Source organism: Micromonospora sp. DH13 (genome assembly GCF_020873825.1).
In the GTDB taxonomy this organism is placed as follows: domain Bacteria; phylum Actinomycetota; class Actinomycetes; order Mycobacteriales; family Micromonosporaceae; genus Micromonospora; species Micromonospora haikouensis.
Map to the genome: position 1 here is coordinate 1 of NZ_JAHWGR010000023.1, position 20,322 is coordinate 20,322.

Sequence of the window (20,322 nt, forward strand, 5' to 3'; positions counted from 1 at the left end):
GGGGGGGGGGGGGGGGGGGGGGGGGGGGGGGGGGGGGGGCCCGCCCCCCCCCCCCCGCGACCGGTGGATCGGCGGATCAGCGGTTCAGTGGATCAGCACCGGGGCCGGCGCCTGCTCGTCGTCGAGCAAGTGGGACACCTGCCGCCGGCGCGGCAGGAAGAACGCCGGCACGAACGTCACCAGCACCAGGGCGAAGCCCACCCAGAACGTCGTGGCGAACGAGTCGGCGACGAACTCCAGGCCGCGCTGGAGCAGCCCCGGGTCGACCGGGAACTGCTGGGCCAGGTCCGGGTTCTGCTTGACGGCGATGGCCAGCCCGGCCTCGGTGACCGGCGCGCCCGTGTTCGGGTCGACCACCCCCGGGATGACCGGCGCGTCGTTCAGCTTGCTGGTCAGGATCACCGACATGATCGCCGAACCCACCGACCCGGCGATCTGCTGGAGGATGTTCAGCAGCGTGGAACCCCGGGCCACCTCGTGGTTGGTCAGCGTCTTCAGCGCCGAGGTCATGATCGGCATCATCGTGCCGCCCATGCCCAGGCCCATGACGAACAGCGAGCCGCACAGCAGCAGGTAGGACGTGTCGGTGTCGACCTGGGTGAACGCGAAGAAGCCCGCCGCGATCAGCACCAGCGCGAACGGCACCGTCCGGCCCACCGGGATCTTGTCGGCCAGCATGCCGGCGATCGGCATGGTGACCATCGCCCCGATGCCCTGCGGCGCCATCAGCAGGCCGGCGTCGAGCGTCGACTCGCCGCGCACCTGCAGGAAGTAGCTCGGGAACAGCAGCCCGGCGCCCATGAACGCGACCATGAACACGGCCATCGTGACGGACGCGACGGTGAGGTTGCGGTCGCGCAGCAGCCGCAGGTCGAGCAGCGGGTGCTTCGGCTTGAACGAGTAGACGACGAACGCGACGACCAGCAGCCCGCCGACGAGCATCGGCAGCCACACCTTGCGGTCGGCGAACGTGCCGGTCTCGGGCAGCGACGACACCCCGTAGAGGAAGAGGGCCAGGCCCGGCGAGAGCATCAGCATGCCGACGAAGTCGAACGACTCCGACGGCTCCGGGGCGTCCTTCGGCAGCGCCCACTGCGCGTAGGCCAGCGCGACGACGCCGATCGGCAGGTTGATCAGGAAGATCCAGTGCCAGCTCGCCACGTCGATCAGCCAGCCGCCCAGGATCGGGCCGCCGATCGGGCCGAGCAGCATCGGGATGCCCAGCACCGCCATCAGCCGGCCGATCCGCTCCGGCCCGGCCGCCCGCGTCATGATCGTCATGCCGAGCGGCATCAGCATGCCGCCGCCGAGGCCCTGCAACACCCGGAAGCCGATGAGCTGGCCGATGGAGTCGGCGGTGGCGCACAGGCCCGAGCCGAGCGTGAACAGCACGAGCGCCGCCATGTAGAGCCGCTTCGTGCCGAACCGGTCGGCGGCCCAGCCGGTCAGCGGGATCACCGTGGCCAGCGCGAGCGTGTAGCCGGTCATCGTCCAGGCGACCCGGGCGTAGGAGGCGTCGAACTCGGTCTGGAACGTGGGCAGCGCCACGCTGACCACGGTCACGTCGAGGATCGACATGATCGCACCGAGGACCACGACCCCGGCGATCTTCAGTACGGCGGCGTCGAGCTTGGCCGGCGCCGCGGGTTGACTGCTCACAGAATCTCCTGATGAAGCCGGCGGGTGCCGCCGATCGGCCGCGTGCCGCACCTCGGGCGGCAGCACGTTGTGGGTTACCTGTCGGGCGGGGCTGTCGCACACGGCGGCCCCGTGCGCCCGGTTGGATGCAACCGCCCTCCTGGTGGACGCGCGGCCACGCGAACGCACCGCGAAACGGTAACAAGGCGGTCCACGGTTTCACGCGCCCAATTCGGCCGCGTGAACTGTGGTTACGATCACGGCAGCCGGGGTGGTCAGCGGGTCGGGCATTCCTCGCCGGGGAAGCCCTCGATGAGCGTGCCGGTTTCCGCGTAAAAGCAGCGTGAACGCCCCTCGCCGCCCGTGAGCAGCGGAAGCCCGTCCAGTTCGTCCACGGTGAGGGTCCCCCGCCGGCCCTGCGACGCCCAGTCGATCTCCAGCCGCCAGGAGAGGACCTGCCGCTGGCCGGACTGCGCCCGCACGGGCAGCACCGACGCGGACCGGGTGACGGCGAGCGGGAATCGGACGCCCCCGGTCGAGCGGGCGGGTTCGACGTCGAGGTCGAACCGGAGCGCGTCGCCCACGGGCTCGTCGTCGCCGGGCCCCCCGCAGACGAGGCCGACGGTGGTCGAGGCCTCGGGCGGCTCACTCCGCCGGGCCACCGTGGCACGGATGTCCGTGACGGTGACGGTGGCATCCGAGCGGGACCGCATGGTCAGCGTCACCCGGCGGCGCCGGTCCGGGTGCCCCCGAGCCGGGTGAACCAGTCGGCCCAGCCCCCGGGCGTGTACCGCTGCGGCAGGGCCGGGAGCCGGGCGGGCGCCGCCGCGGCGAGCACCGCAACGTCGCACCACGGCCAGTCGACGGCGGCGACGACCGCGAACGGCGGCGGCTCGTCGACGGGGGGCGGCGCGTTCAGGCTCGACTGCGTGGTCGTCGCCACGGTGCACGAGAGGATCGTGGTCCCCACCACGCCGGCGGTGAACCCGAACGTTCGGCTGCGCTGCTGCGAGCGGGGGCCGCTGGACTCGCGACCACCGCCTCCCGGGCCGCCGTTCTCCGGGTTCCCGTTGCCGCCGGGACCCGCCTGCCGGTCCCGCCGGCGCGGAAGCAGCGACACGAGGCCGACGAGCACGCTGGAGATCCCCGCGAACAGCCCGAACACGCTCGCGTACTTGTCTGCCCTGTCGATCCCCTCGGTCGCGAGGAAGACGATGGTCACCGGCACCAGGAAGACGAGGGCCGCGACGAGCACGACGAGCAGGACACGCGGCCGGTCGCCCGCGCCCCGGCCGTCGTCCTCCGGCACGGCCGGCAGCGGGTCCGGACCAGCGGGTTCGATCACCGTGCGAGCCTAGGCAGGCGGGCCGCGCCGTGGGAACGCCGTCCGGGCCGCCCGCCGGCGTCGCCCCGGGCCCGCCGCCGACGCTCCACCTTCCGACCTGCGGGAACCCGGGCTGACGCGGGGCGGCGGCCGGGAAGCTGTCACATGATTGACAGCCCGCCGCCCGCGTTCAGTGGATCGTCCGCCCGCGCACGTCCGGCACCCCTGACTTGCGGAAGAAGTACGTGTTGACCTGGTCACGCCACTCGATGGCGCAGCGCAGCTGCTCGTCGAGGCGCTCGGCCACCCGGGCGTGCACCGCCGGGTCGATCACCCCGGTGAGGCGTCGCCACCGCTGCCGCATCTGCGCCACCTGCTGCACCCCGGCGAAGTGGGTGTCGTAGATGTGCTGGATGACGGTCGACCCGCTGCGCAGCACGTGCCCGTACGGGACGTGGTGGAAGAACAGCAGCAGCTCGTCCGGGCAGTCGGACAGCGACTCGTACACCTGCGACCACGGCTGCGGATACTGGCCCGTGAAGCCGGTGCCCGTGGCGCGGGTGCGGTCCACGCCCACCCCGTCGCGGTCGGCGAAGTGGTAGGTGCCCCACCGCGAGTACTCGTAGCCGTCGACGTCGGGGCCGTAGTGGTGGCGGGCCGGGCTGACCATGAAGCCGACGCCCAGCGGGGCGGTGTACCGCTCGTAGGTGCGCCACGAGTTGTCCATGACGGCGTGCAGCGTCTCGCGCACCAGCGCCGGGTCGCCGACCGTCGACGCGGGGAAGGTGAGGTCGATCCACTCGTCGAGGACCGCGATCGGGTCGAGGCCGGGGTCCCAGGCGAGCCGGCCGTAGGCGTACAGGTTGGCCTGGGCGAGGGGGTGCCCGGTCCAGAACGGGTCGTCGCCGACGTTGGCCACGGCGGCCAGGCCGCCGCCGGTCGCCGGACCCGGCCCCGAGCCGGCGGCCACGTCGGCGACCGTCGGCCCGCCGGGCCCCCACGGCGCGAACGTCAGCACCTCGCTCCAGCAGGGCGCGAGATAGCACACGTGCTGCTGCTGGCCCGTGTATTCCTGGGTGACCTGGAACTCCACCGCCAGCCGGGTCGCCGGCATCGCGGCCAGCACCGGCGACACCGGCTCCCGGGGCTGGAAGTCGATCGGGCCGAACTTCGCCTGCACCACCACGTTGTCGCGGAACCGGCCGTCGAGCGGGGCGAAGTGGTCGTACGCGGCCCGCGCCCGGTCGGTCGAGCGGTCCCGCCAGTCCTGCCGGTGGTTGTAGACGAACGCCCGCCAGTACACGACGCCCCCGAACGGCGCGAGGGCCTCCGCGAGCAGGTTCGCGCCGTCGGCGTGGTCGCGGCCGTACGTGAACGGGCCCGGCTGCCCCTCGGAGTCGGCCTTCACCACGTAGCCGCCGAAGTCGGGGATGCGCTCGTACACCTGGCGGGTCGCGGCGGCCCACCACGCGCGCACCGCCGGGTCGAGCGGGTCCGCGGTCGGCAGGCCGCCGAGGACGACGGGCGCGGCGAAGGTGACCGACAGGTGCACCCGCACGCCGTAGGGGCGCAGCGCGTCGGCCAGCTCGGCGACGTCGCCGAGGCGGTCGGTGAGCAACCGCGCCTCGGTCGCGTGGACGTTGACGTTGTTCACCGAGATCGCGTTGACGCCGCACGCGGCGAGCAGCCGCCCGTACGCGCGGACCCGGTCGAGGTCGCGGCGCGCCGCCCCGGCCCGCCAGAAGATCGACCCGCCCGCGTAGCCCCGCTCGACCTGCCCCATCACCGGGTCCACGTCGACGTTGTCCCAGTGGTCGAGCATGCGCCGCGCCATCGCCGGCGCGTGCCGCCGCGCCGGGTGGTCCCCCTCGAACGCCGCCGCGCCGAGGCGCACCACGTGGAACAGCCCGTAGAGCAGGCCGGCCGGCGCGTCGGCCAGCACCACCGTGACGCCCTCGGCGCGGGCCAGCGCGAACCCCTCCGCGCCGAGCGGCCCGCCGGCGCCGGCCGTCCGGGCCAGCGCCGCCGCCGGCGCGGGCAGGGGACCGGCGTCGCGCAGCGCGAGCACCAGGTCCACCTCCCGGTCCCCGGCGGTCCGGTCCGCCCGCCCGCCGTGCCGGGCGCAGGCCCGCTCGACCTCGTCGAAGACGGTGTCGACGAGCATCCCGTCGCCGCGCACGAGGACGCGACGCGAGCCGAGCGGGGCGAACGCCTCCGGCGGCAGCCAGGCGGCGTGCACGCCCCCGCCGTGGCCCGTCGTGTCGTGGCCGGCGGTGGCGGGGCCGGTCGTGGCGGGGGGCAGGTTCATGCGGTGAACTCCTTGCGGATCGTGTCGACCATCGGGGCGGCGACGCGCAGCAGCGCGAGGGCGCACACCGAGCCCGCCAGCGCGAGCACCGCCTCCGAGGTGACCGCCGTGACGGCGGCACCCGCCACCAGCACCAGAGCCGTGCCGATGCCCACCCCGGGGGCGCGCACCACGAAGTGCAGGGCGAGGCGGGCCACGTCGCGGGCCCGGAACGCGAACAGGGAGGTGATCACCAGCGCGTTCGACCCGACGAGGGCCGCCAGCGCGGCGACGCCGACCAGCGGCACCGCCCACCACCGGGGCACGCCCGCGACGTCCAGGTGGGCGAGGTTCACCGCGACGACGGTGAGCAGCGCCAGCAGCGGCAGCCAGATCCGCAGCACCCCCGCCAGGTTGGCCCGGTAACCGCGCCGGAACGCGGCGGCGGGCCGCAGGTCGGTCAGGTCGGGGCGCTGGTGGTGCAGCGCGTACAGCGCGGCCGACAGCGCCGGGCCCAGCGGCAGCGCGCAGGCGGCGTAGAGCGGGATGTTGCTCGCGTCGGCGTCGAGCAGGACCAGCGGCACCAGGCCGGGCAGGCAGGCCAGCAGCAGGAGCAGCTCGACGACGAGCAGGGTGTAGACCCGCGCGGCGGACCGCGACAGCGGGCCCTCGCCGAACTGCCGGGCGGCGCGCGCGGCGTCGCCGCTCACGGGCGGTCGTCCCCGCCGGCCCGCCCGCCGTGGGCTCGCCCGTCGCCGCCGTGGCCGGTCCCGTCGCGGCCGGGCAGGCCGAGCAGCCGGTCGCCGTCCCACCACGGCGGGGTCTCGTCGCGCACCGCGTCGATCTCCACCAGGGTCACCTCGTGCCGGGCGAGGGTGAGGTCGACCTCCACCCGGCCGGCCGTCACCGGCAGGCTGCGGTGGGCGCGGGCCGGCTCGGCGGCCTCCCGCAGCGCGTCGAGCTGGCGCGGCAGCGGGGACCGGGGCCGGCCCATCTCCGCCCAGGCCGCGTGGACGTTGCCGGCCTCCTCGCTCACCGACGAGCGCGCCAGGTACGCCGACGTCGCCCCGGGCGCGTCCAGCGGCACCGACAGCGCCAGGGTGTGCCGCTGCGGCACCGGCTCGCGGCCGGTGACGTCCACCGGTGCCCACGCCAGCACGGTGACCCGGCCGTCGGCGTCGCGGGTGACCAGGTGGTCCGCGCCGCGGGCGAGGACCTGGTCGCCCATCCGGGCCAGGAACGCGTACAGGTGGTAGGTGGGCTTCTTGAGCTGCCGGTGGGTGAGCAGGCCGAAGCCGCCGTGCAACAGCGCCGTCGGGATCCCCACCTCCTCGAACATGTCGCTGAACGTCCAGTACGAGAAGGAGTCGACGAGGTCGCCGCCGGCGGCCACCACGGGGGCGAGGTACGCGGCGTGGAACGCGGTGTCGTGGATCGGGTTGTCGGGCCGGTAGGAGGAGTTGAACTCGGTGATGTGCACGGGCAGCTCCGCCAGGGCGGTGCCGGCCAGCAGCCGGCGCGGCGTGGCGAACTGCTCCAGCAGGTGTTCCGCCGGGGCCAGGGTCTGGTGGGTGCCGAACGGCACGTGCTGCGCCGGGCCGGAGGTGTAGGCGTGCCGGCTGACGAAGTCGCACGGCACGTCCCGCGCGGCGACGAACTCGGCGAAGGGCACCAGCCACTCGTCGGAGCCGGGGGAGATGGCCGGGCCGCCGACCTGCAGGGACGCGTCGACCTCCTTCACGGCGTGCGCCGACACCTCGTACAGCCGGTGGTAGGCGTCGCGGTCCGCATCCTGCCAGAAGGCCGTCAGGTTCGGCTCGTTCCACACCTCGATGGGCCAACCGCGCACCTCGTCGAGGCCGTACCGGTCGACCAGGTGCGCGACCGTGGCCCGGACCAGGTCCGCCCACTCGGTCCAGGACCGCGGCGGGGTGACGTTGCCCTGCCACCAGAACACCGTCTGGTCGCCGGAGGCCAGGCCCGAGGGCATGAAGCCCAGCTCCACGAAGGGCCGGATCCCCAGCTCCAGGTACGCGTCGACGACCTGGTCGACGTACGTGAACGAGTGCCGCACGCGCCGCGACCCCGCGTACTCGTAGGGGCGGTGCACGCCGACGCCGTCGCTGAGCAGGCCGTGCCCCCGGATGTGCCGGAAGCCGATGTCCCGCTGGACGAGCGCCAGCGAGTCCTGGTAGTCGCGCCGCAGCGCCAGCTCGAACCGGCCGGTGCCGACGCAGGCCCGCCAGGCGTCGGTCAGCCGGCCCGTGGGCCGGTCTGGAACGTGGATCCGCATGTCGTCCTTGTCCTGCTCGTCGTGCCGGCCGGGCCCGCCGGTCCCGGCCGGCCCCCGGTGGTGGGGCCCGGCCGGGACCGGACGGTCAGCCGTTGTCCTTCTTGAACCGCTCGTACGCCTTGTTGACCACCTCGATGTACTGGTCGGCGTTCTTGGCCTTCAGCTCACCGACGTAGGCGTCCCACTCGGTCAGCGGTCGCTGGCCCAGGATGAACTTGAGCGTGTTCTGGGTGACGTAGTCCTTCAGCGGTGTCTCCCACAGCGACACCTGCTCGCGCTCGGCGTCGGTGAGCGGGGCCGGCGGCGGCACCTCGACCGGCTTGCGCGTGTTCATCACCTTCTGGAACTCCAGCTCCTCCGGGGAGAAGAAGGACTGCATCAGGTCCAGCTTGCCGCCGTAGGCGAAGACCCCGTTGGCGAAGCCGAAGTCCTTCTGCAGGTGCTTGGTGCCCTTGGGGTTGAGCCCGATCATGTCGACGTCGGGGGCGGGCATCCGCTTGCCGGCGGCGTCCTTGACGAACGTGGTGCCCTCGATGCCCCACTTGGCGAACTCCTGGCCGGCGTCGGAGTAGTAGAGCCAGTCGATGAACTGCATCATCGCCACGAAGTTCTTGCTGTCCCGGGCCTTCTTGGAGATCATGACGCCGTTCTCCAGCCGGGAGGCGGGGTTGATCTCGCCGGCCGGGCCGACCGGCAGCGGGATGTTGACCAGCTTCGCGCCGGGGATGGTCTTGGCCAGGTCCGGCCGGTAGTCGTTGACCAGGGTCTGGGCGTTGCTGGAGATGACGAAGGACTTGCCGTTGGCGAGCTTCTGGCGGGCGGCCTCGTCGCTCTGGGTGAAGCTCTCGGGGTCGAGCAGCCCCTCGGTGACCAGCTTGTTGAGGTACTGGATCATCTGCTTGTACTGCTCGGTGGCCCCGGTGTAGACGAACTTGCCGGCGGCCGGGTCCCAGGTGCTGTGCTGGAAGGACCAGCCGGCCTGGGTGCCGAAGGAGCTGCCGGCGATCCGCAGCAGCGCGCCGCCGGGGGTGGGCTTGCTCCACCGGTCCGAGTACGGGTACGAGTCCGGGTACTTCGCCTTCATCGCCTTGAGCACGGTGTAGAGCTCGTCCCACGTCTTCGGGACCGGCTGCTTGAGCTCGTCGAGGATGTCGGTGCGGACCGCCACCGTGTATTCCTGCCAGGGCTTCTCGTGCAGGCCCGGCAGCAGGTAGAACTTACCGTCGGACTGGCGCAGGGTGTCGATCTCCGGCTTCAGCCCCCACTTGTCGATCTTCTCTTTGAAGTTCGGCATCAGGTCCAGGTAGTCGCTCACCGGCAGGATCGCCCCGGAGGAGACGAACTGGTTCTCCGCCGGGTGGTAGGTCTTCGGGATGATCAGCGGGGCGTCGCCGGCGCCGACGAGCAGGCTGCGCTTCTGCTCGTAGTCGCTCAACGGCACGGCGACCGGTTCGAGCTTGACGTTGGTCCGCTTGGTCAGCTCCGACCAGAACAGCCACTCGTTCTTCAGTGGATAGTTCGGGTGGTTGTTGTAGAGGATGGAGAAGGAGAGCGGCTCCGTCGCCGTGAACTGGGTGCCGACGGCGTAGTCCGCCATGGCGCCGGCCCGGTTGCCGGACAGGTCCTTGGCGTCGCTGGCTTCCTCGGAGCAGGCGACGAGGGTGAGGGTGAGCAGGCTGGCTGCGGCTATGGCCGCGCGCCGCCACGTTCTGTGGAGCACGGCTCGTCCTTTCCGAACGGTGGTGGGGTGGTGGGGGAACATCGCCGGGCTACCCCTTGACCGCGCCGAGCATCACGCCCGACACGAAGTAGCGCTGGATGAAGGGGTAGACCGCCAGGATGGGCAGGGTGGTGAGCACGATGGTCACCGCCTGCAGGGTCGCGGCGGCCTGGACGGCGTCGGACTCGGCGACGCCGCCGGCCGACTGGGCGGTGGTGGCCCCCGCGATGAGGTTGCGTAGGTAGACGGTCACCGGGAACATGTCCTGCTGGTCCAGGTAGAGGAACGCGGTGAACCACGAGTTCCAGAACGACACGGCGTAGAACAGCACCATCGTGGCGATGATGGCCTTGGACAGCGGCAGCACGATCCGCAGCAGCGTCCCGTACGTGTTCAGCCCGTCGACGGCGGCGGCCTCCTCCAGCTCCTCCGGCAGGCTCTCGAAGAACGCCTTCATCACCAGCAGGTTGAACACGTTGATGGCGTTGGGCACGACGACCGCCCAGATGGTGTTCTTCATGCCCAGGCTGGTGATCAGCACGTAGTTGGGGATCAGCCCGCCGGAGAAGAACATGGTGAACACGGCGATGCCGACCAGCGCACCGCGCCCCTTGAGCCGCGGCTTCGACAGCACGTACGCGTAGCAGGTGGTCAGCACGATGGAGATGACCGTGGCGACCACCGTGTACACCACCGTGTTGCGGTAGTTCGTCCAGAACAGCGCGTCGGACATCACCAGCTTGTACGTCGTCAGGTTGAACCCGCGCGGGACGAGGTTGACCCGCCCGGCGATGATGTACGCCTCGTCGCTGAGCGAGCGGGCCACGATGTTGACGAACGGGTACAGCGTCACGATCACGACGCCGGTGAGGATGACGGCGTTGACCGCCTGGAAGACCCGGTAGCCCCGGGTCGGGCGGATCCCCTTCGGCCGGCGGGTCACCCGCCGGGTCTCGCCGGTCTCGGCGGCTTCCACGGTCACCACAGGCTCGTCCCCACCGTGCGCTTGGAGATGGCGTTCGCCGACAGGACCAGGGTCAGCCCGATCACGGCCTCGAACAGGCCGATCGCGGCGGCATAGCTGAAGTTGCTGGACTCGAAGCCCATCCGGTAGAGGTACGTGGAGATCACGTCGGCGGTCGGATAGGTCAGCGGGTTGTACAGCAGCAGGATCTTCTCGAACCCGACCGCCATGAACGTGCCGATGTTGAGGATCAGCAGCGTCACCATCGTGGGCCGGATGCCGGGCAGCGTCACGTGCCAGGTCTGCCGCCACCGGTTCGCCCCGTCGATGCGGGCCGCCTCGTAGAGGTTCTCGTCGATGGTGGTCAGCGCGGCGAGGTAGAGGATCGTGCCCCAGCCGACGGTCTGCCAGACCTCGGAGGAGACGTAGATGGTGCGGAACCACTCCGGCTGTTGGAGGAACGGCACGGCCTCACCCCCGAGGCCGCGCACGATCTGGTTGACCGTCCCGTCCATCGACGTCAACTGCATGACCATGGCGGCCACGATCACGATGGACAGGAAGTGCGGCAGGTAGGACACCGACTGCACGAACCGCTTGAGCCGGCGGGCGCGGACCTCGTTGAGCAGCAGCGCCAGGACGATCGGCAGGGGGAAGCAGAACAGCAGGGTCAGCGTCCCGAGCACGAGGGTGTTGGTGAACACCTCCCAGAACGTCGGGTCGGCCAGGAACAGGCGTACGTAGCGCAGGCCCACCCAGGTCTCGCCGAACAGGCTGCCGCCGGGGGAGAACCGCCGGAAGGCGATCACGTTGCCGGCCATCGGCAGGTAGCGGAAGACCAGGAAGAACACCAGGGGTGCCACGGCGAGCGAATAGAGCTGCCAGTCCTTGCGCAGCGCCTGCCGCCAGGTGCGGCGCCGCCCCCGGCGGCGCCGCGCGGGGCGGCCCGCCGGCCGGGCGGCGTCCCGCGTCGGGGGCACCGGCGGCGGGGTGAGGGTGTCGGGGGTGGTCATCGACGGCCTCCAGGACGGGGCGGAGGTGCCTAGGCGGACTGCGGGACGGCGGCGGGGGCGATGCGTGCGGTCGACACCAGTCGACGCTGGTGGCCGACGGTGCGTTCGGCGCCGACGAGGCGCAGCGGGAGGGCGGCGGCGAACTCGCCGCTGGACCGGCCGAGCCGCAGCTCCACGTCGCCCGGCTCGACGACGCGCCGGCCGTGCGCGCCGGTGAAGGACGTGACGTCGGCGGGCACTGCGAACGTCACCCGCGCGCTCTCGCCCGGCGCGAGCGGGACGCGGGCGTAGCCGACCAGGCGGACCACCGGCCGGGTGGTCTGCGCGACCGGGTCGTGCAGGTAGAGCTGGACGACCTCGGTGCCGGCCCGGTCGCCGGTGTTGCGGATCGTCACGTCGACCTCGACCTCGCCGTCGACCGCCCAGTCGAGGCGGTCGCCGCCGGTGGCAGGGGCCTCGTCGACCCCGCGTACGCCCGCGTCGTGCCACTCGAACGTCGTGTAGCTCAGCCCGTGGCCGAACGGGAACACCGGGGTGGGATCGACCGACGACACCTCCGACCGGCGGCCCAGCGCCGGGTTGAGGTAGGTCGACGGCAGGGCGCCGGCGTCCCGGGGCACGCCGACGGGCAGCCGCCCGGACGGGTTCACCGCGCCGGTGAGCACCTCGGCGATGGCCTGCCCGCCGCGCTGGCCGGGGAAGAACGCCTGCACCACGGCCGCGGCGGAGTCGACCTCGGGCCCGAGAGCGTACGGCCGCCCGGTCAGCAGCACCAACACCACGGGCGTGCCGGTGGCGAGCACCGCCCGGATCAGGTCGGGCTGGACCCCGGGCAGCCGCAGGTCGGTGGCGTCGCAGCCCTCGCCGGACGTGCCACGGCCGAACATGCCGGAACGGTCGCCGACGGCGAGCACGCACACGTCGGCCTCGGTGGCCGCCGCGACCGCCGCGGCGAAGCCGGAGGTGTCGTCGCCGGTGACCGCGCACCCGGGGGCGTGGGTGAGACCCGGGAGCAGGCGGCCGAGGGCCTCGCGCAGGGAGGCCAGCTCCACGCCGAGCCCGTGCTCGGGGTGGCGCACCCCCACGTGGGAGGGGAACGTGTAGCAGCCGAGCATCGCCATCGGGTCGTCGGCGACCGGACCGACGAGGGCGACGCGGCGGCCGGCGGCCAGCGGCAGCAGCCCGCCGTCGTTGCGCAGCAGGACCACGGACTCGCGGGCCAGGCGCAGGGCCACCTCCTGCGCGCCCGCGTCGTCGAGGCGTAGCCCGTCGACGCCGTCGGGCAGCGGCTGCCAGCCCTGGTCGAGCAGGCCCAGCTCGGCCTTCTGCGCCAGCACCCGGCGCAGCGCGCGGTCGATCAGCGCCTCGTCGACCTCGCCGGCGCGGACCGCCTCGACCAGCGGGGGACCGAACGCGTCGACGGTGGGCAGCTCCACGTCGATCCCGGCGCGCAGGGCGAGCCGGGCCGCCTCGACGCCGTCGGCGGCGACCGCGTGCAGCGTCTGGAGGAAGCGCACCGCGAAGTAGTCGGCGACCACGGTGCCGGTGAAGCCCCACTCGTCGCGCAGCAGCCGGGTCAGCAGTCCCTCGTCGGCGGCCACGGGCAGGCCGTCGATCTCGGCGTAGGAGTGCATCACCGAACGGGCGCCGCCGAGGCGCAGCGCCATCTCGAACGGCGGCAGGATGACGTCGGCCAGCTCACGGCGGCCCATCGACACCGGGGCCAGGTTGCGTCCGCCGCGCGAGGCCGAGTAGCCCGCGAAGTGCTTGAGGGTGGCGACGATGCCGGCGGCCTCCAGGCCACGCACGTACGCCGCGCCGGTCGTCCCGACGAGGTACGGATCCTCGCCGATGGTCTCCTCGGTGCGGCCCCACCGGTAGTCGCGGGTCACGTCGAGCACCGGCGCCAGGCCCTGGTGGACCCCGGCCGCCCGCATGGACCGGCCGATCTGGCCGGCCATCTGCTCGACCAGCTCGGGGTCGAAGGACGCGCCCCAGCTCAGCGGCGTCGGGTAGACGGTCGCGCGCCAGGCGGCGAAGCCGGTGAGGCACTCCTCGTGCACCTGTGCCGGGATGCCGAACCGGCTCGCCGCCGCGATCCCGGCCTGGGACGCGGCCAGCGAGCGCGCGCCGGCCACGGGGTCGACCGGTGCGGTGCCGAACGGCCGGGTCAGCTGCCCCAGCCCGTGCCGGATGACGTCGCTCCACCGCAGCTCGCCGTCGACCATGTCGGCCTGGTGCGGCGCGACCCCCTCGCCGGAGGCGTCGGCGCCGACCCACACCCCGACGAGCTGGGCGATCTTCTCCTCAAGCGACATCAGCGGCAGCAGGGCGTCGGCGCGCTCGGTCGGACTCAGCCGCGGGTCGCGCCACCGCGCGGCGTCCGGGGACGCCTCCGCGTCGTGGACGGGCAGCTGACTGTTCATGCCACACCCCTTCAGCCGGGCCCGGGAGGCTCCCCGGTGGCCCGCGACGACTGGCGACGGCGAGCCGGCCCGAAATTTTCGGAAATCCCCGCGTGACCTATTTCGGGCAACTTAAGGGCCCTAAATGGGCATGTCAAGGCTCGTCCCGCCCGGAGTGGATCGACGGGGGTCATCGTACCTGGGCATCGCGCGTGTTACAGTCCTCGAAAATTTCGGAGAGGTTCCATGCCCCACTTCGACCTGCCCCTCGACCAGCTCCGGCAGTACGCCCCCACCGTGGCCGAGCCCGCCGACTTCGACGCGTTCTGGCGGGCCACCCTCGCGGCGGCGGCCGAGCACCCCGTGCTCGTCAACGTCCGGCCCGAGCCGACCCACCTGCGACTCGTCGACACCTGGGACGTCACGTTCGCCGGCTACGGCGGTGACCCGGTGCGGGCCTGGTACACCCGTCCCGCCGGCGCGGACGGGCCGTTGCCCCTCGTCGTGGAGTACGTCGGCTACGGGCGCGGCCGGGGCCTGCCGCACGAGCGCCTCACCTGGCCGGTGGCCGGCTACGCGCACCTGTTGATGGACGCCCGGGGCCAGTCCGGCCACTACGCGGCCGGCGACACCCCCGACCCACGCGCCGGCGCCCCGGGCGGCCCCTGGCCGGTGACCTGGGGAATCCTCGCGCCCGAGGACTACTACTACCGGCGGCTGATCACCGACGCCGTGCGGGCCGTGCAGGCGGCCCGTGCGCTGCCGGGCGTCGACCCCGGCCGGATCGTCGCCGCCGGCAACAGCCAGGGCGGGGGGATCGCCCTCGCGGTGGCGGGCCTCGTCGACGACCTGGCGGCCCTGATCACGACCGCGCCCTTCCTGTGCCACGTCCAGCGGGCCATCGAGATCACCGACGCCGAGCCGTACGGCGAGATCGCCCGCTACCTCGCCGCCGACCGGACGGCCGAGGAGGCGGTGCGGCGCACCCTGTCCTACGTCGACGGCGTCACCTTCGCCCGCCGGGCGGTCGCGCCCGCGCACTTCGGCGTCGGCCTGCGCGACACCGTGTGCCCGCCGAGCACCGTGTTCGCCGCCCACAACCAGTACGGCGCCGCCAACGGCCGGCCGGAGCCGCCGCAGCGGGTGGTGCACGTCTACCCGTTCAACGGCCACGAGGGAGGGGAGGCGGTGCAGGTCCGCCGGCAGCTCGCGTGGCTCGCCGGGGTGCTCGCCGCGCCGGCCGACGCCACCGGCCCCGCCACCGACACGACGGAGGAGAGCGCGTGAGGATCGTCGACGCCCGGGTCATCGTCACCTGCCCCGGCCGCAACTTCGTCACCCTGAAGATCATCACCGACGAGGGCGTCACCGGGGTCGGCGACGCCACCCTCAACGGCCGCGAGCTGGCCGTCGAGGCGTACCTGCGCGAACACGTCGTGCCGCTGCTGATCGGGCGCGACCCGGCCCGGATCGAGGACACCTGGCAGTACCTCTACCAGGGGGCGTACTGGCGGCGCGGCCCGGTCACCATGAGCGCCGTCGCGGCGGTGGACACCGCGCTGTGGGACATCAAGGGCAAGGTCGCCGGCCTGCCGGTCTACCAGTTGCTCGGCGGCCGGTCCCGCGAGGGCGTCACCGTCTACGGCCACGCCAACGGCGAGACCGTGGACGAGGTGCTGGCCGAGGTGGCCCGCTTCGTCGACCTCGGCTACCGGGCGGTGCGGGTGCAGAGCGGCGTGCCGGGCCTGGCCAAGACGTACGGCGTCAGCGCCGACAAGATGTTCTACGAGCCGGCCGACGCGGCGCTGCCCACCGAGACGGTCTGGTCGACGGCCCGCTACCTGGCCCACACCCCCGGCGTGTTCGCCCGGGTCCGCGAGGAGTTCGGCCCGACGCTGCGGCTGCTGCACGACGTGCACCACCGGCTCACCCCCATCGAGGCGGCCCGGCTCGGCCGCAGCCTGGAGCCGTACGCGCTGACCTGGCTGGAGGACCCGGTCCCCGCCGAGTTCCAGGAGGGCTTCCGGCTCATCCGGCAGCACACCACCACGCCGATCGCCACCGGCGAGGTGTTCAACTCCGTCTGGGACGCCACCACGCTCATCCGCGAGCAGCTCATCGACTACGTCCGCACCACCGTGGTGCGGGCCGGCGGCATCACCCACCTGCGGCGCATCTTCGACTACGCCGCGCTGCACCACGTGCGCAGCGGCTCCCACGGCGCCACCGACCTGTCGCCGGTCTGCCTGGCCGCCGCCCTGCACCTGGACCTCGCGATCCCGAACTTCGGCCTGCAGGAATACATGCGGCACACCGAGGAGACCGACGCGGTGTTCCCGCACGGCTACCACTTCGCCGACGGCTACCTGCACCCCGCCGAGACGCCGGGGCTCGGGGTGGACATCGACGAGGAGGCCGCCGCCCGCTACCCCTACTCCCCGGCGTACCTGCCGGTCAACCGCCTGGAGGACGGCACCCTGCACCCCTGGTGACCCAAGGGCGCGAGAGGCCCGGCCGGGGCGCGGTGTCGGGGGGATCTTGTACCGTCCGGGCCCGTGAGCGCCCAACAGACGTACAGGTACCTCGGATCCTCCGCCCTGAGCCGGTCCGGCCTCGCCCTGTCCACCAGCGGCGGGCCCGCCCCGAACCCCCGCTTCTTCAGCGGCTTCCTCACCACGCCGCAGGCCGCCGCCGTCGGGCTGCTCGCGGTCGCCGAGGTCGCCCGCACCCGCTACTTCCGGCCGGTGAGCCCGGCCAGCCTCGACCCGGTGGTCACCGGCAGCCGCGACCGGCTGCGCTTCGAGTCGTTCTCCGGCTGCTGCGGCGTCTACGCCCGCCTGGACGCCCTGCCCGACGGGCTCGACGGCGACGTGCTGGAGCACGGCACCACCAACGTGGACGTCAACAACCCGCTGCGCGAGGCGCTGTCGCGCGTCGGCGGCCTCGACCCGCTGCGCCTGTCCGTTGGCCCCGACGACCTCACCGTGGAGACGATGGACGGCGCGGTCGTGGAGAAGAAGGTGCCCCTACCGCAGCGGTGGCTGCGCGGCTTCGCCGAGGTGCAGGTGCTCGCCGCCGGGTTCGAGCCGCGCGCGCAGCTTCCGGCGGCCGAGGCGGCGACGTTCCTGCGCCGGCTGCCGACCGCCGGGGACCGGTCGGTGCTCTGGGCCGTGCCCGCCGGGCGGAGCCTGCGGCTGACCTCCCGGCCCGTGGCCGGCGCGGTCTGCCTGGCCGGCGCGGGCCGGCTCGCCGCCCTGCGCGGCCTGCTGCGCCACGCCCGCACCCTGACCGTCTACGGTCCGACCGTCGCGCCCGGCGCCGGGGCGCTGCCCAGCACCTGGGAGCTGGACACCGGGGCGCTGCGGCTGTCGCTGACCCTGTCGCCGGAGCCCTACCGGGGCTTCTCCGGCGAGGGCGCCGCGCTGGCCGCCCTCGCCGGCGACGACGTCGCCGACGACGCCGAGCTGGTCTCGGCCCTGTTGGCCTGGGACCCGACGATCGACGTGGACGCCCTGGCGAGCGCCGCCGGCCTCGACGCCGCCCGGGTGCGGGGCGCCCTCGCCCAGCTCGGCACCGCGGGACGGGTCGGCTACGACGTCGCCGAGGCGGCGTACTTCCACCGCGTCATGCCCTACGACGCGGGCCGGGCCGAGCGCGACAACCCCCGCCTGGTGGGCGCGCGGGCGCTGGTCGAGTCCGGCGCCGTCGACGCGGACGACGCCGGGGCCACCGTCCGCAGCGCAGACCAGGTCTACCGGGTGCGGCGGCTCGCCGACGACGCGTACACCTGCACCTGCCCCTGGTGGGCCAAGCACCGCGGCCAGCGCGGGCCGTGCAAGCACGCGCTGGCCACCCGGATGGCCGGCTCCGTCGCGCGGGAGGCGGTGTGAAGTCCACGGTCCGGCGTCAGTGGGAGCTGGCGGCTGGCGGCAGCAGCGACCTGTTCGACCTCGTCGACGCCGGGTCGGCCGACCTCGTCGCCGCCGCCCTGACCGGGCTGCCCGAGCAGCGCCGCCGCGCCGTCGGCGTCGAGCTGACCGAGTGGTTCAAGACGCGCCGGTCCACCTTCTGGGGCAGCGCCAAGGGCACCGCCCTGGCCGTCGCCGTGGTCGGCTGCCTGCCCACCGCCGCCCAGGCCGCCGCGATCCTCACCCGCCGCTCCGTCACCGTCGACGGCGACCGGGCGGCCCGGCTCGTCCGCGTCGTCGCCGCCGAGCGGGGCATCGACTGGCTGCCCGAGCTGGCCCGCCGGCTGGCCGACAAGCTGGCCCGCGACGCCTGGATCGGGCACTGGCGGTTCGCCGCCGGGCTGCTGCCCGCCGACGCCGCGCCGCCGACGGGGGAGCGCTTCGTCGAGCTGTGGGTGCAGTCGCTGGCCACCCCCGACCGCCGCCGCGGCGCGCCCGTGCCGCTGCTCGACCGGCTACGCAACGACCCGCTGCTGCCCGCGCTGCTGCCCCGGCTGTTCGAGATCGACGGCATCGGCGCGCCCATGATGTTCGACGAGGTCCACACCGACTGGGAGAGCCGGCACCGCCACGTCCTGCCCACCGCGCTCGCGCGGCTCGCCGCCGACGGGGTCGTCGACCGGGCGGCCCTGCTCGACGGTGCCGTCGGCCGGCTGCTGCGCGGCGACCGCCCGGCCGCGCTGCGCGCGTTCACCGTCCTGCTGCACGAGCTTGCGCCCAGCGCGCAGGAGGTCGCCGCCCGCGCCACCGACTACCTGCGCCTGCTCGCCGACGCACCGGCCCCGGTCGCCGTCATGGCGCAGAAGGCCCTGCGCGCCCTGCCCGACCCGGAGCCGGAGGCCGTGCTCGCGGCCTCCCGCGAGGTCCTGCTGCGCCCCGACAAGGCGCTGGTGCGCGGCCAGCTCGCCTGGCTCGACCGGCTCGCCCGCCGGCACCCGGACCGGGCGGCCCAGATCGCCGAGGTGATCGCGGTCGCCGCCGGGCACCCCGCCGTCGACGTGCGCGACCGGGCGGCGGCCCTGGCGGCCCGGCACGGCCCCGCCCCGGCGGTCGGCGGTCCCGTCCCGGCCGGCGGCGACACGGCACCGGCGGTCGCCGTCGCGCGCGGCGACGACCTGCCCCACCCCGGCCCGCCCGCGCCCGCCCCGGCCCCGATCACCGACCTCGACGAACTCACCGAGGAGGTCGCCGCGCTCGTCGGCACCGAACACCGCGGCGAGCCCTTCGACCGGATCCTCGACGGGCTGGTCCGTCTCGCCCCGACCGACGGCCCGCGGCTGCGCGCCGCGCTCGACCCGGTCCTCGCCCGCCGGCACTGGGCCTGGGCCGCCGAGCACAAATGGGACCCGTGCTGCCTGTGCGGCCTCGTCAGCGACCTGCTGGAGACCGCAGGCGAGCCCCGCCCGGCCGTCCCGCAGCGTGGTCGGTGGGCCGCGCTGCTCGCCGCCGTGCGACGCACCGGCCCGCAGGGGCCGCCGCGCGAGCTGGTCGTCACCGATCCCCGGGTGCCCGCGCCGCACGCGTTGCTGCGCGCCCGCCTCGCCGAGGTCGGCCACCACCTCGGCGGGCCCGGCCCCGCCGGCCTGCTCGCCGCCCCCACCTCGGCCAACGGCGCGCTCGACCCGCTGGCCCTGCTGGAGCGGCTCACGGCGCTCGGCGAGCGCCAGCCCTGGCGGTGGGACCTCACCCAGGCGCTGCTGCGGCTGCCCCCCGGCGTCGACGACACCCTCGCCGGCAAGGCGGAGGCGCTGCGCACCCCGGCCGGCGACCGGCTCGCCGCCTGGCTGCGCGGCGGCGGGCTGCCCGACCCGGTCGCCCGGATCATCCCGCTCGCCCGCCGCCCCCGCAAGGTCGGCTACGACTGGCAGCACGACCAGCTCCCGCCCCGGCGGATCGCGGTCGAGCTGCGCCCGCCGGCCGGCTACCCCGACCCGTACGGGCTGCTGACCGTCGACCCGCCGCCGATGGAGACGGACCACGCCACCTGGGCGCGGATGTGGCCGTCGGTGCTGCCGCACCACCTCGGCGTCGTCGCCGCGTACGTGCTGCCGCAGGTGACCGCCGCCGCGGACCTGGACCGGCGCGACGGCGCGCTGGCGCTGCCCCTGCTCGCCGAGTGCGGCGGTGCCGGCGGGCCCGCCGTCGACGTCGCCCTGGCCTACGGGCTCGGCGCGCGCCACGGCGCCGACCGGGTCGCCGCGCTCGACGCCCTGCTCGGCCTGGCCGCCACCGGCCGGCTCGACGCCGCCGGGGTGGGCGCGCGGCTCGGCGACCTGGTCGCGGGCAACCTGGTGAAGCTGACCCGCGCCGTCGAGCCGCTGCGCGACGCGGCGGGGGCGGGCGCGCCGCTGAGCGTGTGGCGGCTGACGGCCGCGGCGCTGCCCCCGCTGCTCGCCGCGGCGACCCCGCCCCGGGGCCTGCCCGACCTGCTGACCCTGGCCGCCGAGACGGCCACGGCCACCGGGGTGCGCGTCGAGGTGCCGGGGCTGGCCGAGGTGGCCGGCCGGCGCGGGACGAGCCGGGTGGTGACCGAGGCGCGCCGCCTGCACCGGGCGCTCACCGCCGGTTGACGGGGCTCACCGCCGGTTGACGGGGCTCACCGCCGGTTGACGGGGCTCACCGCCGGTTGACGGGCGGCCCGGCCCGGCGCGTGCTGCCGCCGGTCGGGCAGCGCGGTCGACCCCAGCCGACGCGGGGCTGTCCGGCGTCG

14 protein-coding genes are annotated in these 20,322 nt (G+C 74.2%); 4 read left to right on the forward strand and 10 right to left on the reverse strand.

Going from position 1 to position 20,322, the window contains the following annotated elements; genetic code table 11:
• Positions 1 to 84: 84 nt before the first annotated feature.
• From LPA42_RS21185 to LPA42_RS21230, 10 genes are all read right to left on the reverse strand, one after another.
• On the reverse strand, positions 85 to 1,659 hold the full coding sequence (locus tag LPA42_RS21185) for a DHA2 family efflux MFS transporter permease subunit (RefSeq protein WP_043963454.1): 1,575 nt from the start codon (positions 1,657 to 1,659) through the stop codon (positions 85 to 87).
• Positions 1,660 to 1,913: 254 nt separating this feature from the next.
• Entirely contained in the window at positions 1,914 to 2,363 is a 450-nt protein-coding gene (locus LPA42_RS21190) for a hypothetical protein (protein ID WP_077937834.1), read from the reverse strand.
• A complete protein-coding gene (locus LPA42_RS21195; protein ID WP_077937835.1) occupies positions 2,360 to 2,983 on the reverse strand; it encodes a hypothetical protein in 624 nt (207 codons plus the stop codon). The genes LPA42_RS21190 and LPA42_RS21195 overlap by 4 nt, the downstream gene beginning before the upstream one ends.
• 169 nt (positions 2,984 to 3,152) lie before the next feature.
• Positions 3,153 to 5,270, reverse strand: coding sequence for an alpha-glucuronidase (locus tag LPA42_RS21200; RefSeq protein ID WP_077937836.1), 2,118 nt, complete (start codon positions 5,268 to 5,270; stop codon positions 3,153 to 3,155).
• Positions 5,267 to 5,959 carry a hypothetical protein gene (locus tag LPA42_RS21205; protein WP_077937837.1) on the reverse strand — a complete coding sequence of 231 codons (693 nt, stop codon included), beginning with the start codon at positions 5,957 to 5,959 and terminating at the stop codon, positions 5,267 to 5,269. Before LPA42_RS21205 ends, LPA42_RS21200 begins: the two co-directional genes overlap by 4 nt.
• On the reverse strand, positions 5,956 to 7,542 hold the full coding sequence (locus LPA42_RS21210) for a xylan 1,4-beta-xylosidase (protein ID WP_077937838.1): 1,587 nt from the start codon (positions 7,540 to 7,542) through the stop codon (positions 5,956 to 5,958). Before LPA42_RS21210 ends, LPA42_RS21205 begins: the two co-directional genes overlap by 4 nt.
• An 85-nt stretch (positions 7,543 to 7,627) precedes the next feature.
• The gene (locus tag LPA42_RS21215; protein WP_077937839.1) at positions 7,628 to 9,262 is read right to left on the reverse strand and encodes an extracellular solute-binding protein; all 1,635 of its coding nucleotides are present in this window, start codon (positions 9,260 to 9,262) and stop codon (positions 7,628 to 7,630) included.
• Positions 9,263 to 9,311: 49 nt separating this feature from the next.
• Positions 9,312 to 10,244: a carbohydrate ABC transporter permease gene (locus LPA42_RS21220; RefSeq protein ID WP_228986802.1), complete on the reverse strand. Its 933-nt coding sequence runs from the start codon at positions 10,242 to 10,244 to the stop codon at positions 9,312 to 9,314.
• The gene (locus LPA42_RS21225) at positions 10,241 to 11,239 is read right to left on the reverse strand and encodes a sugar ABC transporter permease (RefSeq protein WP_077937840.1); all 999 of its coding nucleotides are present in this window, start codon (positions 11,237 to 11,239) and stop codon (positions 10,241 to 10,243) included. The genes LPA42_RS21220 and LPA42_RS21225 overlap by 4 nt, the downstream gene beginning before the upstream one ends.
• A 29-nt stretch (positions 11,240 to 11,268) precedes the next feature.
• Positions 11,269 to 13,665 carry a glycoside hydrolase family 3 N-terminal domain-containing protein gene (locus LPA42_RS21230; protein WP_077937841.1) on the reverse strand — a complete coding sequence of 799 codons (2,397 nt, stop codon included), beginning with the start codon at positions 13,663 to 13,665 and terminating at the stop codon, positions 11,269 to 11,271.
• Positions 13,666 to 13,890: 225 nt separating this feature from the next.
• Between LPA42_RS21230 and LPA42_RS21235 the strand changes: the two genes are divergently transcribed.
• From LPA42_RS21235 to LPA42_RS21250, 4 genes are all read left to right on the forward strand, one after another.
• Positions 13,891 to 14,931, forward strand: a complete 1,041-nt coding sequence (locus LPA42_RS21235; RefSeq protein ID WP_077937842.1) for an acetylxylan esterase — start codon at positions 13,891 to 13,893, stop codon at positions 14,929 to 14,931.
• Entirely contained in the window at positions 14,928 to 16,136 is a 1,209-nt protein-coding gene (gene manD, locus LPA42_RS21240; protein ID WP_077937843.1) for a D-mannonate dehydratase ManD, read from the forward strand. The genes LPA42_RS21235 and manD overlap by 4 nt, the downstream gene beginning before the upstream one ends.
• A 63-nt stretch (positions 16,137 to 16,199) precedes the next feature.
• Entirely contained in the window at positions 16,200 to 17,534 is a 1,335-nt protein-coding gene (locus LPA42_RS21245; RefSeq protein WP_077937844.1) for an SWIM zinc finger family protein, read from the forward strand.
• A complete protein-coding gene (locus LPA42_RS21250; protein ID WP_228986803.1) occupies positions 17,531 to 20,182 on the forward strand; it encodes a DUF6493 family protein in 2,652 nt (883 codons plus the stop codon). Before LPA42_RS21245 ends, LPA42_RS21250 begins: the two co-directional genes overlap by 4 nt.
• Positions 20,183 to 20,322: the final 140 nt, after the last annotated feature.